The organism is Yersinia fenwicki, assembly GCF_043099325.1.
GTDB lineage: Bacteria > Pseudomonadota > Gammaproteobacteria > Enterobacterales > Enterobacteriaceae > Yersinia.
In genome coordinates, this window is record NZ_CP170755.1 from 1 (window position 1) to 13018 (window position 13018).

Consider the following 13018-nt stretch of genomic DNA (forward strand, 5'->3'; position numbering starts at 1 on the left):
GTGTCACTTTCGCTTTGGCAGCAGTGTCTTGCCCGATTGCAGGATGAGTTACCTGCCACAGAATTTAGTATGTGGATACGCCCCTTACAGGCGGAACTGAGTGACAATACTCTGGCGCTTTACGCACCTAATCGTTTTGTACTGGACTGGGTCCGTGATAAGTACTTAAACAATATCAATGGGTTACTTAATGATTTCTGTGGCAGCGAGGTTCCCTTACTGCGTTTTGAAGTGGGGAGTAAACCTGCGGTAAGAGCTCACAGTCATCCAGTTACAGCCAGCGTTAGTGCGCCTGTTGCTCCGGTTACCCGCAGTGCACCTGTGCGCCCGAGCTGGGATAGCTCGCCTGCTCAACCTGAACTGTCTTACCGTTCGAATGTGAACCCTAAGCACACATTTGATAACTTCGTTGAAGGTAAATCGAACCAATTGGCTCGTGCTGCTGCACGTCAGGTTGCAGATAATCCGGGTGGTGCGTATAACCCGTTATTCCTTTATGGCGGTACAGGTTTAGGTAAAACTCACCTGTTACATGCTGTGGGAAATGGCATCATGGCCCGTAAAGCCAATGCCAAAGTGGTTTACATGCATTCTGAGCGTTTTGTGCAAGATATGGTTAAAGCCTTGCAGAACAACGCGATAGAAGAGTTTAAACGCTATTATCGCTCAGTTGATGCATTATTAATCGATGATATTCAGTTCTTTGCCAATAAAGAGCGTTCCCAGGAAGAGTTTTTCCACACCTTTAATGCTTTGCTGGAAGGTAATCAGCAAATCATTCTGACCTCAGATCGCTATCCAAAAGAGATCAATGGGGTTGAAGATCGTTTGAAATCGCGGTTTGGCTGGGGCCTGACGGTGGCGATTGAGCCGCCTGAACTGGAAACCCGCGTTGCGATTTTGATGAAGAAAGCGGATGAAAATGATATCCGCTTGCCGGGTGAGGTCGCGTTCTTTATTGCCAAGCGTCTGCGCTCCAATGTTCGTGAGCTGGAAGGGGCATTGAATCGTGTGATCGCCAATGCCAATTTTACCGGGCGGGCCATCACCATTGATTTTGTTCGCGAAGCTCTACGTGACTTACTGGCATTGCAGGAAAAGCTGGTTACTATCGATAATATTCAAAAGACTGTCGCAGAATATTATAAAATTAAGGTCGCAGACCTGCTCTCCAAACGGCGTTCCCGTTCGGTAGCCCGGCCACGCCAAATGGCGATGGCATTGGCGAAAGAGCTAACCAACCACAGCCTGCCTGAAATCGGCGATGCGTTTGGTGGACGCGACCATACCACGGTGTTGCATGCTTGCCGCAAAATTGAACAATTGCGTGAAGAGAGTCACGACATCAAAGAAGATTTCTCTAACTTAATCAGAACATTATCCTCCTAGCGCTATGAAATTTATCATTGAACGTGAGCATCTGCTAAAACCGCTGCAACAGGTCAGTAGCCCGCTGGGTGGACGTCCTACGTTGCCAATATTGGGTAACTTGTTGCTACAAGTCACGGAAGGCTCGTTGTTGCTGACCGGTACCGATCTGGAAATGGAGATGGTTGCGCGCGTAGCGCTGTCTCACCCCCATGAGCAGGGCGCGACCACTGTACCTGCCAGGAAGTTTTTTGATATCTGGCGTGGTTTGCCGGAAGGCGCAGAAATTACCGTCGCACTAGATGGTGACCGCCTGTTGGTGCGTTCTGGCCGCAGTCGTTTCTCGCTATCTACCTTGCCAGCGGCAGACTTCCCAAATTTGGATGATTGGCAAAGTGAAGTCGAATTCACCTTACCGCAAGCCACATTGAAGCGTCTGATTGAGTCTACTCAGTTCTCGATGGCTCATCAGGATGTGCGCTATTACTTGAACGGTATGCTGTTTGAGACTGAAGGCGAAGAGCTGCGCACTGTCGCAACTGATGGTCACCGTTTGGCTGTTTGCGCTATGCCAATTGGCCAGACATTACCGTCACATTCGGTGATCGTGCCGCGTAAAGGCGTGATGGAGTTGGTCAGATTACTGGATGGTGGTGATACGCCGTTGCGCCTGCAAATTGGTAGCAATAATATCCGTGCGCATGTGGGGGATTTTATTTTTACCTCTAAGCTGGTTGATGGGCGCTTCCCAGACTATCGTCGCGTATTGCCAAAAAATCCGGATAAGACACTGAAAGCAAGCTGTGATTTACTGAAACAAGCTTTTGCTCGTGCTGCTATTTTGTCCAACGAGAAGTTTCGCGGCGTTCGGCTCTATGTGAGCCAAAATCAGCTAAAGATCACCGCTAACAACCCTGAACAGGAAGAAGCGGAAGAGATCCTCGATGTCAGCTACGATGGGGCGGAAATGGAGATCGGTTTCAACGTCAGCTATGTGCTTGATGTGCTGAATGCGCTCAAGTGCGAAGATGTAAGCCTATTACTTACCGACTCGGTCTCCAGTGTGCAGATTGAAGATGGTGCCAGCCAGGCTGCGGCTTATGTTGTCATGCCAATGCGTTTGTAAAGCATGGCTCTGACGCGTTTATTAATTAAAGATTTTCGCAATATCGAATCGGCAGACTTGGCACTGGCGTCGGGGTTTAATTTTTTAGTTGGCCCCAACGGCAGCGGTAAAACCAGTGTGTTGGAGGCGATTTATACCTTGGGTCATGGCCGCGCTTTTCGTAGTTTGCAGGCAGGCCGCGTGATTCGTCACGAATGTGCCGAGTTTGTGTTGCATGGTCGGGTTGATGCGAATGAGCGTGAATCATCCGTAGGGCTGAGTAAAAGCCGACAAGGTGATACCAAAGTGCGCATTGATGGCACTGATGGTCATAAAGTGGCTGAATTGGCACAACTGTTGCCGATGCAGTTGATCACCCCTGAAGGGTTTACCTTATTGAATGGCGGGCCAAAATTTCGGCGTGCCTTTTTAGACTGGGGTTGCTTTCATAATGAACCCGGTTTTTTTATGGCCTGGAGCAATCTGAAAAGATTACTTAAGCAGCGCAACGCCGCGCTGCGCCAGGTGAGTCGCTATACGCAAATCCGGGCCTGGGATCAGGAAATTATCCCGCTGGCTGAGCGCATTAGTGAGTGGCGGGCGGCATACAGTGACGCAATTGCGGCAGATATTTCAGCCACATGCGCCCTGTTCCTGCCAGAGTTCGCCCTGAGTTTCTCTTTCCAGCGCGGTTGGGATAAAGAGAGTGACTATGGTGAGTTGCTGGAACGCCAGTTTGAGCGTGACAGAGCGCTAACTTATACCGCCGTCGGGCCACATAAAGCGGATTTCCGCATTCGGGCCGATGGTACGCCGGTAGAAGATTTGCTATCGCGTGGTCAGCTAAAATTGCTGATGTGCGCACTGCGGTTAGCGCAGGGTGAGTTTCTCACCCGACAGAGCGGGCGGCGTTGCCTGTATCTGCTTGACGATTTTGCTTCCGAATTAGACACCGGCCGTCGTCGTTTATTGGCCGAGCGTTTAAAAGCTACCCAGGCACAGGTCTTTGTCAGCGCAGTAAGTGCTGAACAAGTGGCTGACATGGTAGGTGAAAAGGGCAAGATGTTCCGCGTGGAACATGGCAAAATAGAGGTTCAACCACAGGATTAAAAATGAGCGAGAAACGTTGATGTCGAATACTTATGACTCCTCAAGTATCAAGGTATTAAAAGGGCTGGATGCGGTTCGTAAGCGTCCGGGCATGTATATCGGTGATACTGATGACGGTACCGGTCTGCACCACATGGTATTCGAGGTTGTGGACAACGCTATCGACGAAGCCCTCGCTGGCCACTGTAAAGAGATTATCGTCACCATCCATTCGGATAACTCTGTTTCTGTACAGGATGATGGTCGTGGTATCCCAACCGGTATGCATGACGAGGAAGGGGTATCGGCAGCTGAGGTCATCATGACCGTGTTGCATGCTGGCGGTAAGTTTGACGATAACTCGTACAAAGTTTCCGGTGGTTTGCACGGCGTAGGTGTATCCGTTGTTAACGCCCTGTCTGAAAAACTGGAGCTGGTGATTCGCCGTGAAGGTAAAGTTCACGAGCAGACTTACAAGATGGGTGTGCCGCAAGCACCATTGAAAGTGGTGGGCGAAACCGATCAAACTGGGACAACCGTGCGTTTCTGGCCGAGTTTCCAGACGTTCACCAATAATACCGAATTCCAATATGAAATCCTGGCCAAACGTCTGCGTGAGCTGTCGTTCCTGAACTCTGGGGTTTCAATCAAGCTGAAAGACAAACGTAATGACAAAGAAGACCACTTCCATTACGAAGGCGGTATCAAAGCGTTTGTTGAGTATCTGAACAAAAACAAAAATCCGATCCACCCGAAAGTGTTCTATTTCTCCACCATGAAAGATGATATCGGTGTAGAAGTGGCATTGCAGTGGAACGATGGTTTCCAGGAAAATATTTACTGTTTCACCAACAACATTCCACAGCGCGATGGGGGGACTCACTTAGTCGGGTTCCGTACGGCGATGACTCGTACCCTGAACAGCTACATGGATAAAGAAGGTTACAGTAAAAAAGCGAAAATCAGTGCGACCGGTGATGATGCCCGTGAAGGCTTGATTGCTGTGGTTTCCGTGAAAGTGCCAGACCCTAAATTCTCCTCGCAAACCAAAGATAAACTGGTTTCTTCTGAGGTAAAAACTGCGGTCGAAACGCTGATGAACGAGAAGCTGGTTGAGTATTTGCTGGAAAACCCAACCGACGCCAAAATCGTGGTTGGCAAAATTATTGACGCGGCCCGTGCTCGTGAAGCTGCGCGTAAAGCTCGTGAAATGACGCGTCGTAAAGGTGCGCTGGATTTGGCTGGCTTACCAGGCAAACTGGCTGACTGCCAGGAACGTGACCCAGCACTGTCCGAACTCTACTTAGTGGAAGGGGACTCAGCGGGCGGCTCTGCGAAACAAGGCCGTAACCGTAAAAACCAGGCCATTTTACCGCTGAAAGGTAAAATTCTGAACGTCGAGAAAGCGCGTTTTGACAAAATGCTTTCTTCGCAGGAAGTGGCAACACTGATCACTGCGTTGGGTTGTGGTATTGGACGGGATGAATATAACCCGGACAAATTGCGTTATCACAATATCATTATCATGACCGATGCCGACGTGGATGGTTCTCACATCCGTACGTTATTGTTGACTTTCTTCTACCGCCAGATGCCGGAAATTATTGAGCGTGGTCATGTGTTTATCGCTCAGCCGCCACTGTATAAAGTGAAAAAAGGTAAACAAGAGCAATACATCAAAGATGATGACGCGATGGAGCAGTATCAGATGACTCTGGCACTGGATGGCGCGGCTCTGCATATCAATGCCGATGCACCACCTCTGGTGGGTGAACATCTGGAGAAACTGGTTGCCGAGCACTATAGCGTCCAGAAAACTATTGCTCGTATGGAACGTCGTTATCCGCGTGCTTTACTGAATAACCTGATTTATCAACCAACCTTGAACGAAGAGGATTTGAGCGATAAAGAGGCGGTAACGCAATGGATTGATTCGTTGGTAGTCATGCTAAATGAGAAAGAACAGCATGGCAGCAGCTACAGTTCCGTGGTGCATGAAAACCGTGAGCGTCAACTGTTTGAGCCGGTATTACGTATTCGTACCCACGGGGTTGATACCGATTATGATCTGGACTTCGATTTCATCCACGGTGGTGAATATCGCAAGATCTGTCTGTTGGGCGACAAGTTACGCGGCTTAATCGAAGAAGGTGCTTTTGTTGAACGTGGCGAGCGCCGTGTGCCGGTTTCAAGTTTCGAAGATGCACTTGACTGGTTGGTTAAAGAGTCGCGTCGTGGCCTGGCAATCCAGCGCTATAAAGGTCTGGGTGAAATGAACCCAGAGCAACTGTGGGAAACCACTATGGATCCAACCAGCCGCCGTATGTTGCGGGTGATGGTGAAAGATGCCATTGCGGCAGACCAGTTGTTTACCACTCTGATGGGCGATGCGGTTGAACCTCGTCGTGCCTTTATCGAAGAGAATGCGTTGCGAGCAGCAAATATCGATATCTAATTGATCAGATGACTTATTGATCAGATAGGAAAGCCCAGAGCGGGAGACTGCTACTGGGCTTTTTTTTGGCTGATGACGGCTGATGGCATTTGTGCAGTACACGGACTTACTAGCATTTGAGCGCTGAATCGCGCTAGCATGAGCCATTCGCTATATAAATGTGAGGACCTATGGCTATTGAATTAATTGCTATTGATATGGATGGCACATTGCTGAATACACAGCATGAAATCACCCCACGTGTAAAACAGGCTATTGATGCTGCCCGGGCGAAAGGGGTCAGTGTGGTATTAGCCACTGGACGGCCTTATATCGGGGTCCAGCGTTATTTACGCGAACTGAATATGGAAAACAGTGGTGACTATTGCATCAGTAATAACGGCGCATTAGTACAAAAAGCGGCTACGGGTGAGTGTATTTTGCAAGAAACCCTCAGTTTCGAGGATTATCTTTATTTCGAAGCTTTGTCGCGAGAAATGGGGGTCAGTTTCCAGGCTTTTGATTTTGATACTTTATATACCGCTAACAAAGACATCAGCAAATATACCCTGCATGAAGTGCTGCTGACCGGTATTCCATTGAAATACCGTGCGGTAGAAGAGATGGATCACACCTTGCGCTTCCCTAAAGTGATGATGATTGATGAGCCAGAAAAACTGGATCACGCCTTAGCGATGATGCCAGCGGAAGCCTTTGAGCGCTTTAATATCATGAAAAGCGCTCCTTTTTACCTGGAAATTTTGAGTAAACGGGTTGATAAGGGGACTGGAGTGAAAATGCTGGCTGACCATTTAGGTATCGCACAGGAAAACATTATGGCGCTGGGCGATCAGGGTAATGATATCGCGATGGTTAATTACGCCGGTGTCGGTGTTGCGATGGGCAATGCCATCCCCGAACTGAAAGAGATAGCGCAGTTTGTGACGGGTACCAATAGTGAAGACGGTGTAGCGATGGCTATTGAGAAATATGTACTTTGAGTTTTGATTGGGTCTGCTCTATTACAAATTAGGTGCTTGGCTCGGTTGATATGAGATCGGCGCTCAGCTTATTTCCGATGCCTCAACCGCCAAAGGGGTTACAAGTGCGTAATCCCTTGGAACCCCTGCGCTTTCGCACGTATCGCTTGCCCACTTCGTGGGTGCCCTCGGCAGCTCAAATGTGCTTTTAGAGTCAACAGAGAGAATCTAAAAGCCTACTCTCTCTTATCGCCCCAGAATTCCTTTCACTATTTGCACGTCTTGAATCCCTAACCCGGTTAAGTCTGCTAAGGTAATTTGCTGCTCATTATCTCGGAAAACGCTATTTCCCGTTAAAGCCGTGCCAATCTCGATTAAGGTATGATGCGTCAATAGTTGTTGTTGAAATGCAGATGAAATCTCACCAAATTCAGTACATTGTGCCAATGAATCAACCAGGATTTTATCGGCTTTTGCTACTAACTCAGGGGCCAGTTCGCGCTTACCTGCACCATCCGCGCCGACGGCGGTAATGTGTGTACCGGGCTGGATATCAGCAGAGTGCAAAATAGCCTCGCTGCTAGGGGTGGTGGTGACAATAAACTGGCAGTGACGGCCTAACTCCGCAGCATCCAAGGTGGTATTGACTTCAAAACCTTCCGTCTGGGCGTATTGGCGGTATTCTTCTAATGCGGTTTCACTGCGGCCCCAAACCCATAGCTGACGACACGAAATCACACTTTTCAGGTACATCAGGTGCAACCGTGCTTGCATTCCGGTGCCGACCATACCGATCGCGTGGATATGCTGTGGCGCACACAGCTCGGCCACAATGCGACCAGCCAATGCTGTACGTAGCGCAGTTAACCAGCCCTCATCGAGCAATAGGGCCTGAGGCTCACCGGTCTGGGCAGAAAATGCCATCATTAGCCCCTGATTACTGGCCAGCCCTTGAGTCGGGTTATGATAAAAACCGCTTGAGACTTTCACTACAAATTGACTATCGCCCTGCAAATAGCCACTTTTAATACAACAATCGCCCTCAGCTTGTTCAAACAGCAAATGCTGTACTGGTGGCATTTGTACTTGTTTTTGGCTAAACGCGATAAACCCTGCTTTAAGTAGTAATGTGATGGCATCAGCATCGAACTTGTCGAGAATCTGCTGCTTATTCAGGATAATCATTCGCTGACTGCTCCCAGATATTTTTTCAGTACAATATTCTTTCCGCACAGCACTACGGCCACTTTTTTACCTTGCCAAAGTGATGCCTGCTTTAGTGCTGCCGCTAAGGCTACACCGGCGGCACCTTCAATCATCCAGCGGTCAGTATGGGCAATCAAACGCATGGCATCTTTGATTTCCTGTTCACTCACCAGCACTTTCTGGTCGATTAATTGCTGGCAAAGCGCAAAGGTTATTGCTCCTGGTTCTACGCCCCCAGCGGTGCCATCAGACAAAGTCTCTTGCTCCGCTACCTCTTGAATTTTGCCGTTTTCCAGGCTGGTATACATACTGGTGGCGTTGGCAGGCCAACACCCAATAATCTGAGTTTTATCCGAGAGTTTTTTCAGCACAGTAGCAATACCGGAAATCAATCCACCGCCACCAACTGCCACAAATACAGCATCCAGATCCGGCTGTTGTTCAACCATCTCCATACCACAAGTCCCTTGTCCGGCAATAATCTGCCTATCGTTATAAGGGGAGATATAGATTTTACCCTGTTGCTGCGCGGCACTACCCGCTGCCAGTTCTGCACTTAATGCATCCCCTTGAACCAGCTCAACTTCTCCACCCAGCGCACGAATGGCTTCTAATTTGATGGACGCTGCTTGTTCTGGTGCATAAATGGTGGCTTCCACTCCCGCGAACTTCCCTGCCAGCGCCATGGCTTGCCCGTGATTGCCGGTAGATGCTGTGATAACGCCGCGTTGGCGTTGCTCCTCAGCTAATAAACGCAGTTTGTTACTGGCTCCGCGAAATTTAAAAGAACCGGTGTGTTGTAAATGCTCACATTTGAGATAGATTTCGCAACCACTGTGTTGGGACAGTAATGGGCTATATTCCAGCGGTGTTACTCTCACTTGTGGGCGTAATGCTTGGTGGGCCTCTTTGATAGCATCGAATAAGGTGTTCATATCGGTTCCTTTAAATTTTAGTAGTTTTTATATTTTTCAAATGGTTGTAAACAGTCGCACGACCAATGTTCAGGATTTTTGCAACATAACCGGCTGCATTTTTGCCGTTAAATGCCCCCTGCTGATAAAGCGCCTCAATTAACTGGTGACGGTTAATATTGTTCAATGCTCCCAGAGTGAGTTGCTGCTGTTGCAGCCAGTGGTGCGTGTAGGTATTGATTCGCTCCTGCCAGTCATCTTGGAACAACACATCAGGTTGCGGCTGCAATTGATGGCCTGACAGGAACATATCCAGTGCTGCTTTCGCGCTTTCAAAGACAGTAATGTCCAGATTGATACACAGCAGCCCGACAGCTTGCCCATTGCCATCCCGCAGCACAGTGCTGATAGACCGCAGTTGACGGCCATCCCAGTTGCGCTTTTGGTAAGGGCCAATCACTTGCGAATGCTGATCAAATTGCAGATCGCTGAGATTGGAGTCTTCCCCTAATTCGCGTTGTGAATAGTTATTCGCGATATAAACCAGTTTTTGGCTGGCTAAGTCGTGGAGAGCGATTTCCGCATAAGGAGAAAAAAGTGTGGCTATCGCGTCGGCAATAGGCTGGTATTGGCTGAGCATAGGGAAATTTCACTTGGAATAAAAAATCCATATTAGACTTTTTTTCTAAAACACCATGGTTTTTTGCTGACTGGGTTTACAGTAATAGGAAGTGGGAGTGATATAATTCAGTAAAATAAATTATCGTTAGCATAATCACGGAAGGAGCGCGTATGGCCTTGCAGGAACAGCAACTCACCTTTGATCCCAGAGGTCATCAGCTCACCAACATCAATGTTTGGACGCCGGATAGCCAATGGCTGGCATATGATGTGCGGCCTAATGGCAGTACGTTTAGTGGTTTAACGATTGAGCGGGTTAATTGCATCACTGGTGAGATTGAAGTTATTTATCGTGCTCAACATGGTGCCCATGTTGGCGTGGTGACCGTGAGCCCTGATAATCCAGCACGCTATGTGTTTATTCATGGCCCGGAACACCCCGATAGTCACTGGCATTATGATTTTCATCACCGGCGAGGGGTGATTGTCACTGAGCCGGACAGAGAATTAGCGGTCACATTGGATGCCATGGATATCACACCACCCTTTACCCCCGGCGCGTTGCGCGGAGGCAGCCATGTGCATGTTTTCAGCCCTGACGGCAGTCGCCTGAGTTTTACCTACAACGACCATGTGCTTCACGAACAAGACCCCGCTCTGGATTGCCGCAACGTAGGCGTAGCCTTGCCTTTGCACGGTGTCAATCCGCCTAAACAACATCCGCGTGAATATGATGGCAGCCATTTCTGTGTGTTAGTGACTCGAACTACCCCTACGCCCTTGGCGGGTAGTGACCAAATAAACCGCGCTTATGAAGAGGGTTGGATAGGTTCGCAGGGTTATCTGAAAGCGGACGGTACTCGCCAGCGTTGGGCATTGGCATTTATTGGCGACACGCTTTCGGCGCAGGGCGAAAAAATTCCGGAAATCTTTATTGCTGATTTACCCGAGCATGACCGGGATTATGCTCGTGCGGGTGAAGCGCCACTTGAGGGAACTCAAACCACCATGCCAGCCCCGCCCGTAGGCGCCAGACAACGGCGGTTAACTTTTACGGCTGAGCGGCGTTTCCCAGGACTGGCGACTAGCCCTCGGCATTGGCTGCGAACCTCACCAGACGGCAGTACCATTGCTTGTTTAATGAAAGATGATGAGGGTGTGGTGCAGCTGTGGTTGGTATCACCCAATGGTGGTGAACCACGGCAACTGACATTCACGGAGGGGGGGATTCAGTCGGCATTCAGTTGGCAACCGCAAGGACGCAGCCTGGCATTTGTGTGTGATAACAGTGTGATGCAATGTGATAGTACAACCGGTCAATTACGGCGCTTGACTGCGCGGAGTGCTGTTGCACCCATGGCGGATGCGGTGGTGTTTTCGCCCGATGGCACTAAAGTTGCCTTTATGCGGGAAATCGACGGCTTAGCACAAATCTTTACCGTCAATATAGACTAACTCATTGGACTGGCGTATCTGCGGGGTGGGCTACTGACTGATTCTGCGCTTCGAACTGACGGATGCGCTCACGTGGGGAGTTGGCCATTTTATCTTCACTGTCGGAACGCAAGTAATCATACGGCAATAATAAAGTGTCCATCACCGCTGAGAACGGCAAATCCACCGCGAGCAAGGGCCGCAGCGCCCAACCGGTATTATCATCTTTGAGCATCGCCACATTGGCTTCAGTACCGGAGTAATAACCTTGACTGCTACTGGTGTGCGTCATAATACTGGAACAGCCGCCGGACAAAAGCAGCGAACAGCCGGTAACAAAAGGGATAACTGTATTTTTCATTGTTTTTTCAGCTCTCATCATACCGGGGAGTTACAGGTTACAAGGTTCAACCCACTATTAATGCCAAGTTTTGGCATGATTTTTACACCACCTTACAGACAGTTCCTATGGTGAAAGATTCAGTATTGTGATGTAAATTTACCTAAGTGTAAGTTATAACAGCGCATTTATCGAATAATGAAATTAATAAACTTCGTACTAAGAATTTTCTTGTGAAAATTTTTTTTAATTTTGCTCTTGAAAAGAAGATTGTCGACCTCATTTTATTATTAGGTCAGAGGGAATACGCCGACAGGGTATTCAGACCAAGAGCCTGTCCAGAGTGGAAGGCTTAATACAAAATATGACAATATCCTTGCTAATATATTTAGGAGGCAGTTTTTATGCGTAATTCCGAGCTTGCACCACTGTATCGTTCAGCTATCGGTTTCGACCGGTTATTTAATCTATTAGAATCCGGCCAGAATCAAAGTAATGGCGGTTATCCTCCTTATAACGTCGAATTGGTCGATGAAAATAACTATCGCATTGCGATCGCGGTAGCAGGCTTTGCAGAACAGGAGTTGGACATCGTTACTCAGGATAACCTATTGATTATTCGTGGTTCTCATGCCAGTGAGCCAGCACAACGAACTTATTTATATCAAGGTATCGCTGAGCGAAACTTCGAACGTAAATTCCAATTGGCTGAGCACATTAAAATTAAAGGTGCCAATTTAGTCAATGGTTTGTTGTATATCGATCTGGAGCGTTTAGTACCAGAAAGTTTAAAACCACGTCGTATTGAAATTAAATAATAGGTTTATTAAATAGTTTTTCAATAATGTGACTAATTCACATTATTCATAACTGAGCCAAGTCTGCCGTAATCGGGGACTGATCGGCTTTCTATTATCTCGCTTCAAAGAAGGAGTTATATATATGCGTAATTATGATTTGTCACCTTTACTTCGTCAGTGGATTGGTTTTGATAAATTAGCCAGTTCAATGCAGGGCGGCCAGGATTCTCAGGGCTTCCCTCCATATAATATTGAGAAAACTGATGATAACCACTATCGCATCTCACTGGCATTGGCCGGTTTTAAACAGAGCGAACTGGATATTGAAGTAGAAGGCCCGCGTTTGACTGTGCGCGGTAAGCCAACACCGGCTGAAAAACAGGTTGAATATCTGCATCAAGGCTTGGTGCGTAAAGAGTTCTCATTGACCTTTACTTTGGCAGAGCATCTGAATGTTGATAATGCTCAATTTGAAAATGGTCTGCTGCATATTGATCTGTTGCGCCAGGTACCAGAAGCACTGCAACCACAGCGTATTAGCATTGGCAGTGCCGCTCCTCAAGAGCATCAGGTATTAGATAATCCGGTTGCAACCGAGCAATCAGAACAGCAGTAATTATGATGACCGGTACCTCTGCCTGAGGTGCCGGTAACGAATACCCTTCTTACTTGACGCCGCAGCTTTGTTAGCGGCGTTTTCTCACCCGAATCACTTAATCGAAGTAAG

At 48.2% G+C, this 13018-nt stretch carries 12 protein-coding genes; 8 read left to right on the forward strand and 4 right to left on the reverse strand.

Annotated elements, in window-relative coordinates:
• From dnaA to yidA, 5 genes are all read left to right on the forward strand, one after another.
• The gene (gene dnaA / locus ACF3VQ_RS00005; protein WP_005161100.1) at positions 1–1389 is read left to right on the forward strand and encodes a chromosomal replication initiator protein DnaA; all 1389 of its coding nucleotides are present in this window, start codon (positions 1–3) and stop codon (positions 1387–1389) included.
• A gap of 4 nt (positions 1390–1393) precedes the next feature.
• The gene (gene dnaN / locus ACF3VQ_RS00010) at positions 1394–2494 is read left to right on the forward strand and encodes a DNA polymerase III subunit beta (protein WP_005161099.1); all 1101 of its coding nucleotides are present in this window, start codon (positions 1394–1396) and stop codon (positions 2492–2494) included.
• Positions 2495–2497: 3 nt separating this feature from the next.
• A complete protein-coding gene (gene recF, locus ACF3VQ_RS00015) occupies positions 2498–3583 on the forward strand; it encodes a DNA replication/repair protein RecF (protein ID WP_013650659.1) in 1086 nt (361 codons plus the stop codon).
• A gap of 19 nt (positions 3584–3602) precedes the next feature.
• Entirely contained in the window at positions 3603–6017 is a 2415-nt protein-coding gene (gene gyrB, locus ACF3VQ_RS00020) for a DNA topoisomerase (ATP-hydrolyzing) subunit B (RefSeq protein ID WP_392432902.1), read from the forward strand.
• Positions 6018–6187: 170 nt separating this feature from the next.
• On the forward strand, positions 6188–6997 hold the full coding sequence (gene yidA / locus ACF3VQ_RS00025; protein WP_392432903.1) for a sugar-phosphatase: 810 nt from the start codon (positions 6188–6190) through the stop codon (positions 6995–6997).
• A 225-nt stretch (positions 6998–7222) separates the two neighbouring features.
• On the opposite strand, the gene ACF3VQ_RS00030 is transcribed toward yidA, so the two are convergent.
• The 3 genes from ACF3VQ_RS00030 to ACF3VQ_RS00040 are packed head-to-tail and all read right to left on the reverse strand — an operon-like array spanning position 7223 to position 9736.
• Positions 7223–8161 carry an ornithine cyclodeaminase family protein gene (locus ACF3VQ_RS00030; RefSeq protein WP_392432904.1) on the reverse strand — a complete coding sequence of 313 codons (939 nt, stop codon included), beginning with the start codon at positions 8159–8161 and terminating at the stop codon, positions 7223–7225.
• A complete protein-coding gene (locus ACF3VQ_RS00035) occupies positions 8158–9117 on the reverse strand; it encodes a threonine/serine dehydratase (protein ID WP_392432905.1) in 960 nt (319 codons plus the stop codon). The genes ACF3VQ_RS00030 and ACF3VQ_RS00035 overlap by 4 nt, the downstream gene beginning before the upstream one ends.
• Before the next feature lie 10 nt (positions 9118–9127).
• A complete protein-coding gene (locus ACF3VQ_RS00040; RefSeq protein ID WP_392432906.1) occupies positions 9128–9736 on the reverse strand; it encodes a transcriptional regulator in 609 nt (202 codons plus the stop codon).
• Between the two features lie 152 nt (positions 9737–9888).
• Between ACF3VQ_RS00040 and ACF3VQ_RS00045 the strand changes: the two genes are divergently transcribed.
• Complete coding sequence (locus tag ACF3VQ_RS00045) at positions 9889–11172, forward strand: DUF3748 domain-containing protein (protein WP_392432908.1); 1284 nt, start codon at positions 9889–9891, stop codon at positions 11170–11172.
• A 1-nt stretch (position 11173) separates the two neighbouring features.
• Here the strand turns inward: ACF3VQ_RS00045 and ACF3VQ_RS00050 are convergent, their stop codons facing one another.
• Entirely contained in the window at positions 11174–11512 is a 339-nt protein-coding gene (locus ACF3VQ_RS00050; protein ID WP_392432909.1) for a YceK/YidQ family lipoprotein, read from the reverse strand.
• A 383-nt stretch (positions 11513–11895) separates the two neighbouring features.
• Here ACF3VQ_RS00050 and ibpA point away from each other — a divergent pair, with 383 nt between their 5' ends.
• Together ibpA and ibpB are read left to right on the forward strand one after the other, a co-directional pair.
• A complete protein-coding gene (gene ibpA, locus ACF3VQ_RS00055; RefSeq protein ID WP_392432910.1) occupies positions 11896–12309 on the forward strand; it encodes a small heat shock chaperone IbpA in 414 nt (137 codons plus the stop codon).
• A 124-nt stretch (positions 12310–12433) separates the two neighbouring features.
• Positions 12434–12907: a small heat shock chaperone IbpB gene (ibpB, locus tag ACF3VQ_RS00060; protein WP_005161076.1), complete on the forward strand. Its 474-nt coding sequence runs from the start codon at positions 12434–12436 to the stop codon at positions 12905–12907.
• Positions 12908–13018 lie beyond the last annotated feature (111 nt).

Excerpts from the sequence above, each read along its gene's own strand:
- ACF3VQ_RS00045 (WP_392432908.1), top strand. The coding sequence starts at position 9,889 with ATGGCCTTGCAGGAACAGCAACTCACCTTTGATCCCAGAGGTCATCAG.
- gyrB (WP_392432902.1), top strand. The coding sequence starts at position 3,603 with ATGTCGAATACTTATGACTCCTCAAGTATCAAGGTATTAAAAGGGCTG.
- dnaN (WP_005161099.1), top strand. The coding sequence starts at position 1,394 with ATGAAATTTATCATTGAACGTGAGCATCTGCTAAAACCGCTGCAACAG.
- ACF3VQ_RS00040 (WP_392432906.1), bottom strand. The coding sequence starts at position 9,736 with ATGCTCAGCCAATACCAGCCTATTGCCGACGCGATAGCCACACTTTTT.
- recF (WP_013650659.1), top strand. The coding sequence starts at position 2,498 with ATGGCTCTGACGCGTTTATTAATTAAAGATTTTCGCAATATCGAATCG.
- ACF3VQ_RS00035 (WP_392432905.1), bottom strand. The coding sequence starts at position 9,117 with ATGAACACCTTATTCGATGCTATCAAAGAGGCCCACCAAGCATTACGC.
- ibpB (WP_005161076.1), top strand. The coding sequence starts at position 12,434 with ATGCGTAATTATGATTTGTCACCTTTACTTCGTCAGTGGATTGGTTTT.
- yidA (WP_392432903.1), top strand. The coding sequence starts at position 6,188 with ATGGCTATTGAATTAATTGCTATTGATATGGATGGCACATTGCTGAAT.
- ACF3VQ_RS00030 (WP_392432904.1), bottom strand. The coding sequence starts at position 8,161 with ATGATTATCCTGAATAAGCAGCAGATTCTCGACAAGTTCGATGCTGAT.
- ACF3VQ_RS00050 (WP_392432909.1), bottom strand. The coding sequence starts at position 11,512 with ATGAAAAATACAGTTATCCCTTTTGTTACCGGCTGTTCGCTGCTTTTG.
- ibpA (WP_392432910.1), top strand. The coding sequence starts at position 11,896 with ATGCGTAATTCCGAGCTTGCACCACTGTATCGTTCAGCTATCGGTTTC.